This is a genomic window from Ignavibacteria bacterium (genome assembly GCA_025612375.1).
Taxonomy (GTDB): Bacteria; Bacteroidota; Ignavibacteria; order Ignavibacteriales; family SURF-24; genus JAAXKN01.
The window spans coordinates 1-6,963 of record JAAXKN010000074.1 but is presented as its reverse complement, the minus strand read 5'-3'; the positions used below and the strand labels follow the sequence as shown (position 1 = coordinate 6,963).

Genomic DNA, 6,963 nt, shown 5'->3' with positions numbered 1-6,963 from the left:
TCTTATATAAAGCTTAACTGGGAAATTATTTCCAGGATAATCCGCACTTCCTTAGGCGGAATAGGTCAGATGATAGTTGCCATGACTTCATGGATCTTCATAATGCGCATTCTTGCAGAGTTTGGCAGTCAGGCAGTTGCAGGGGCAACAATTGCGCTCAGGATAATGATGTTTACAATGATGCCCGCCTCAGGAATGTCCAATGCCGTAGCCACGCTGGTCGGGCAGAACCTCGGGGCACACAGGCCCGAGAGGGCCGAACGAGCAGTATGGATTGCGGGCCTGTGGACAATGATATTTCTTATTGGGGTTGCAGTTGTTTATTATCTGTTCAGTGAGCCGCTTGTAAGAATATTTTCAAATGATACGGGAGTTGTCTCAATTGGCGGTGAATGGCTGAGGATAGTTTCATATTCATATTTCGTATATGCATGGTGGATGGTATCAGTGCAGGCATTCAACGGTGCAGGTGATACGGCTACACCAACGAAGATCAACTTTGTATTCTTCTGGCTAATCGAGATCCCGCTTGCATACATACTTGCAAAGTCATTAGAGATGGACTATACGGGAGTCTTCTGGGCAATATTTATAGCGGAGACTTCCGTCGGGCTCTTTACTCTCTGGCTGTTTACAAGGGGCAAGTGGAAAAAGGCCAGTGTATAGACTCCGGGCTCCACTCAAAGATTGAATAGAAAGATCTTCCAGCCATTTTAAGATTCAATATTCCTAAGATAGGCAAATACAAAAAAGCCCTGTAAATCTTAAATTTACAGGGCTTTAAAATCGGGACCAACGAGGCTCAAACTTGCGGCCTCCTTCGTGACAGGCTCTTTGAAGGAATTCTAAACCTAAAATATTGTGTTCTTAAGCTGCTTTCAAAGGGTCAAAAGTCCAAGTAGTCCTGTTTGTGGCTGAGTTTGCTATACAGGACGTATATGTTCCAGGCTTTTGCCGGCAAATTTTTTCAAAATTTGCCTTGCACACCACTAAGAGATTCCCATATAAACTTCCTATTTCCCTCCGTTTTCTGAAACAAATTTTGCCGCATCATCTAGAATCAATTCAATTTTACCAAGATTTGATTTCCAGTCAGAACATAGACAATTATAAATAAAAATGTCGGGGGAAATAGTATCTTCCATCTTAATGGGATATATTTTTCTTAGAAATACATGACTTTTATCATAAAGAGTATCGTTAATATTATTTCTGTTAAGCCCTTCAAAGAGCCTGTTACTACTTGCAAATTCCCGCATTCTTGAATTCAGATTCAGTCCCTTTCTCCTTGAGTACTTGATGTGTGTAGATAACTGGATATAACAATGGTTTGTAGCTTCTAAGTTAAAATCAAAGAATCTGAATTCCTCAGCCTTATATTTTTCACAACTTAAAAAGAAGAATTTTTTATTAAACTCATCCTCATTCGTAATGGTCCATTTGCCAAATTGCTTGAAATCAACATCATTGTTTATCAGATTAAGCAGTTTGGGAGCCCACTCACAATAGCTATCAACCACAGGCTTTGTTAAATCATGATTAAAGTCGGAGCTAATACTTTCCAGATAGCTAATATCAATATCATTCTTTAATTCCTGCAGCCATGTAATAAAACCATCAGCAATAAGATCACATCTGTGCTCTGCGAAGGAATTAAATTCCTTGTCAATTTTTTCGTCAGCCTTCAGAAGATGTTTTATTCTTGTTAGCTTCCTTAACTGTTTTTCTGGAAGGTAATGCTTGCCTAGGTTGGGATCATCCATCCTATAATTAAAGATGTTACTGCTTAAACCTTCAAATCCGTTTAACTCCGCCGTGATGTAGGTCAGATTCCCTATATTATTTACCTGATGGCGGGCAGGACGCTCATTATACCCATATGTCTTCTTAAGCTTCTCCACTGGAATAATGTGCTGCTTTTGAAAGCATTTACCTTCAGTTCCGATAATGACTTCCTCACCATTAAACTTTTCACCTTTGCATCCATTATCTTTATATGAAAAATCAGCCGCCTGATTTCTTGATAACATCCAGTACAAATATAATACATGTGGCTCCATCAATGTTTCGGTATCTTTTAACCTTACAGACAAAGATTTTTTCCCATATGATAATACTTTCTCTATACCACTGTTTGAACTATTTTCCTCAAATATATTAACCAAATCCTTAAGCTCTGAGACATTTTTGTATATATGTAAAAGTATATCAGCAGTGTTGTTCCGGTTAGGATTCAGGAGCAGTCTCAGCAATATGTATTTGGACAATTTAATGGAACCCTCATTATATCTCTCAGAAGTGGGTTTATACAATTCAGGAAATTTTATCAAGATTGCAAAAAATGGCAGCAATGCGTTTGCCTCTGGCAGGAATGCCAGATTATTACAATATAACTCCTTCAGGATTACCTTCGTATATATCAATACATTTGCTGTAATATCCCACATTTTTCTGAAGTCCCCATCCTTACATAATTCCTGATAATTCCTTTTATCAAGAATAATATCAAATGAGGCCGCATTGCTCTTGTTTAATTTTCGGCGGTTAAACTGATAAACAAGAATAAATGTCCTTATGAAGAGCTTAAAACCGAAATTCTTTTCTTTCTCACGTTTCAAGAGATTGTTCCTTGTTGTATTAATATCCTCATTCTTATGCCCATTGCTTCCATGCACAGCCTGAAATATTTCGCGTATCTTCTGGAGTGTATAGTCGCTGTCAATAGACACAAGCGATGCAAATGTTTTTTCCTCCTTTTCTACTCTTATTCCAGCACTGTTTATTCTGTTGTATAGCTCAATTATTTCACTCAATTCATTAAATTCGATCAGCTTTACGTAAAGCTTCCTATCAAGTATTTTTTCTTTTATTAATGAATTAATCTTCGTCAGGAATGTGGCTGGTTCTACCCCGTCTTTCAGCATTACCCAATTATTAATATCAACCAGATCATATGAGGATTTGAGTTCTAATATATTGTTTTTTATTACATCACCCTTATTTACAATAAAAAGTTCATCAAGATACTCAATGCTCAAATTATTATTTTTTTCTATCATTCCACCAATCTCATCTTCTAATGTATTAAGGTTTATGCAATAGTTTTGGTCATTGTCAGAAAAAGAATACCATAAGGAAGTAATTCTTTGCTGTCCATCAACTATTAAATAGTCAAATTCATTTTCCGGATTGATTAAGCCTTCACCATATTCCTTAATCGGGATTTTTTTTGGGGGCATTGCCAATATTATTGTTCCACAGGGAATATCCTTGTAAAGAGAATCTAAAAGGTCAAGTACTGAGTTTTTCTTCCAGACCTGTCCTCTCTGAAAATGAGGTATACCAAATGAATTGAGATGTTCAATGATTTGTCCGACTGTTAATAATTCTGAGTTCAGCCACTGGTCAGATTTAGTTTTCAATTTCGCCCCCATATTATTTTATATTAGGTATTTTTTGAGCCTGTTGTAAAATTTTGAATATCAAAGAAAACAACCAATCCTTCCATAAATGATTGAACTTCTATGAATTACGTTGTTTTATTTGCAATAATAGTATCTTCAGCTAGCTTTAATACTATATTCCTCAGATTCTCCGGCTCTTCTACAATCACTTCTCCCCCACGTCCCGCAACCCACCTGGCAATCTCTTCCAGGGAGTTTACTTTGAAAGTTACTATTCTGGATCCATCTTTTTCCTGAACAGTCTGCTGAAACTCCATCAGCTTTGGCTCCTTGCCGGAGGCAAGCCAGTCCTTTGTAAATTTTAACTTTACTTCAATTGAATTCTCACCTATCCAGCTGCCAAATGACGTCCACAGGACTTCTTTTGCTTTTTGCTTCAGCTCCTCTGGGAAACTTTTCTCCAGCACTTTCACTGAGTGTATCTTGCTTAATAAAAAATGCTTTATTTTTCCATCACTGAAGGCCAGCAGCCGCCATTCGTTTTCATTCAAAAATATTAAGAGAGGCGACACAACTTTGATTTCAGAAAAAGCTTCCCTTTTATAATATTCTATCTCTATTTCTAAATTGTTTTCAATTGAGGTCTGAATCTTTGTGAAGTTTGGAATTGACTGGGTTTTGTGCTTTTCTGCAAAGAAGTGAAGCGAGCGCTGGTAAATGCTGTCAATGCCGGAGGTGATGACATACTGAGCCAACAAGTCCATTATGATCTCATGCCTTATTTCACCATCAACCCGTATCCCTTTCCGAGGCAGGGAGTGAATGTCAATTCCAAGTGACCTCAGCTCTCTTAAATCCCGCTTAACCGTAATCTGAGTGCAATTAAAATATAGCTCCAGATCTACTACCTTATATCTACAGGGCTCGGCTATTACCAGCCCTAAAAGCTCAATCTGGCGCTTTATTCTGTTTCTTCCCTCAGCCACTCCCGGCCCAACTTTTATGTAAGCTAATACATTTTTCCGGCCCGCTGTGTAATTCGTGTCACAGTAATAACATTTTCCTGCAGAAAAGGATCATTTAATGATACCGCAATCACTGAATATATTATTTACTATATATCAGGACACACTTATTTACAATTATCCATAAAGGACCCGATATGAAAACGCTTGAAATTTATGAAAGGAATGATGTCTACGCCCGCTTCTTTTTCAGAGATATTATATCTGATATAATGATAAAACCTGAGGAAGGCGTGGATCACAAATTCAGCTATAATCCTCAATACTATATCACTGTCCGCCAGGCAGATGAATTTCTACGGAAGATGATACCCGTTGAAAGCAATCCTGATCATGATGAAATCCGCGACAGGCTCTTTCAGCTGATTGCCACCTCTGGCATAGTGAATCTTGCTATTGACGAGTACCATATGCCTCCCCTTGCGGAACTTGGACTTGAAGACGAAATAGTTGATATGATCCGCTATACAATTGCCGTCCTTTCTTACAGGAATTATGAGCGTTTTACAAAAGAGGATATAGCTTCCTTAATTAACGATAACCTTGATGAATTCAGCGGCTACAATCATAATGTCTTTGAAGGCCTGAAGGTTAAGAGCGAAACTATCGATAAGATATTCGACTTCATTTCTTTTTATTTCGTTACTGATCAGGACGTTTAATGAAAACACTTAGGAAATTTGTAAAAGATGCCTTTGATATTCCATTTTCCTTATTCCCGATTCCGGAGGAAATTTTATATCCTCTTGACTATGCTGAGGGAATGAATGAAGAGGAAGTCAATAAACTCATCAGCAGGCCGGCTAAAGCAAAAGATCTGAACGAAGCTTACCTGGTCGGGACAAAATCAGCCGCAAAGAAACCAATACTGACTGAGGGCGGTTTTGATTTCCTTCATGAGATTAAGCCGGGATATTTCTTTATGGGCTACTGGGGATATGGTGTAAACAGCTACAGTTTTTATTATGCACGCATCGACAGGAAAAGCAGGGTATACTTCCGTCTGTTATATGGCGGATACTACACCGATGATAAAGAGGATGCAGCAGAAATAAGAGAGTTCCTTTTGAGCTACTTCAAATATGAGAACTGGCTTAAGGAGAACTCCAAACATTTTATTGCAATAAATGTAACAGAGGCTGAATTCTATAAGGCTAAACTTAAAGATGGCAAAGTAATTATATCAAAGAGGTGGCGTGAATTCATTTCTTTACTACCATTGGATGCAGAGTTAGTGAGATGATGGTAAGGTGTTCCTCCGTCATACCGGCGTATTTGATGATTTCAGTTCAGGCCTCGCTCTGGTGGATACCGGCTTCCGGAAATACTAAAAAGGCCTTGCAAATATCAAATTTACAAGGCCTTTCAAATGCGGGGCCGCTGAGGCTTCCCGGCTACCGGGACGGCATCAGCTGTGTGACGGGCTAAAAGATTTTACAAAAGTGGACTTTTCATGCAATTCAGCTGCATGATACATTTATTTATAATATCTGTTAAATATACATTGGTATTGTAAAGTAAAATGTTGAGCCATTTCCTTCTTCAGATTCAACCCAGATGCGGCCATTATGGCGCTCAATAATTTTTTTGCAAATAGCCAGGCCCAGGCCCGAGCCCTCATACTTTTCACGCTCATTAAGCCTCTGAAAGACCAGAAATATGCGGTCTGAAAACTGAGGGTCAATTCCAATACCGTTATCGCTTACTGAAAATAACCATTCATTTACCCTGTTCAGTGCTGAAACCTTAATGATAGATTTTCTCTCGTTTTTGAATTTAATTGCGTTTTCAATCAGGTTCTGCAATAACTGCCTCATCTGTACCGGGTCAGCTTTAAGTGTCGGCATCGGATCAACATTGATCTCCGTCTTATTTTCCTTTATCTGCAGACTCAGGTCCTGCAATACATCTGCAACCACTTTATTAAAGTCAACTTCCTCAAAAGGTTTGGCCTGTGAAGTCAGCCTTGCATATTTCAGAAGATCCCTAAGCAGCAGAGCCATCCGGTTTGTACCATCTGAAATAAATGAGGCAAATTCTTGCGACTGGGTATTAAACTGGGCTTTATTCTTTTCCAGAAGCAGTTTTGTGAATTGATTTACCGTACGTAGTGGTTCCTGGAGGTCGTGACTGACAATCTGAGCGAACTGTTCAAGCTCTCTGTTGGAGCGTGCAAGCTCCTTCATCATCGCATCTATTTTCTCTTCGGCATTTTTAGTTTCGGTTATATCCCTGTAAGTTACAATAATTCCTTCGTCAAGCTTATTTATCCTGGTATGAAAGATCCCTTTTATTGTCTGGTATTTATTTGCAAACTCCATATAAACACCCTCTTTCATTACAGGCTTGCCGGTCTCACAGACATTTACATACTCCTGAAACATGTTACTGTCTCTGAAATTCGGGAAAACGTCTAAGAGTCTCTTGCCTATGGTATCTTCCCTGCGCAGGTTATTAGCCTTTTCCGCCTCCTTATTCACGTAGATGTAAATAAAGTCAATTATCTTATTAGATTCATCGCGGTCGGCTGTTAA

The 6,963-nt window shown here is 38.6% G+C and carries 6 protein-coding genes; 3 read left to right on the top strand and 3 right to left on the bottom strand.

The window, feature by feature from the left end:
- The coding region (locus HF312_20865) for an MATE family efflux transporter (protein ID MCU7522675.1) at positions 1-666 on the top strand (666 nt) is incomplete at its 5' end.
- Between the two features lie 347 nt (positions 667-1,013).
- On the opposite strand, the gene HF312_20860 is transcribed toward HF312_20865, so the two are convergent.
- Both HF312_20860 and HF312_20855 read right to left on the bottom strand, forming a co-directional pair.
- Positions 1,014-3,422, bottom strand: coding sequence for a DUF262 domain-containing protein (locus HF312_20860; protein MCU7522674.1), 2,409 nt, complete (start codon positions 3,420-3,422; stop codon positions 1,014-1,016).
- Between the two features lie 107 nt (positions 3,423-3,529).
- A complete protein-coding gene (locus tag HF312_20855) occupies positions 3,530-4,390 on the bottom strand; it encodes a WYL domain-containing protein (GenBank protein ID MCU7522673.1) in 861 nt (286 codons plus the stop codon).
- 176 nt (positions 4,391-4,566) lie between these two features.
- Here HF312_20855 and HF312_20850 point away from each other — a divergent pair, with 176 nt between their 5' ends.
- Positions 4,567-5,091: a hypothetical protein gene (locus tag HF312_20850; GenBank protein MCU7522672.1), complete on the top strand. Its 525-nt coding sequence runs from the start codon at positions 4,567-4,569 to the stop codon at positions 5,089-5,091.
- Complete coding sequence (locus HF312_20845; protein ID MCU7522671.1) at positions 5,091-5,672, top strand: hypothetical protein; 582 nt, start codon at positions 5,091-5,093, stop codon at positions 5,670-5,672. The genes HF312_20850 and HF312_20845 overlap by 1 nt, the downstream gene beginning before the upstream one ends.
- A 250-nt stretch (positions 5,673-5,922) precedes the next feature.
- Here HF312_20845 and HF312_20840 read toward each other — a convergent pair.
- Positions 5,923-6,963: PAS domain-containing protein (locus HF312_20840; GenBank protein MCU7522670.1), on the bottom strand; the 1,041-nt coding region annotated here is incomplete at its 5' end.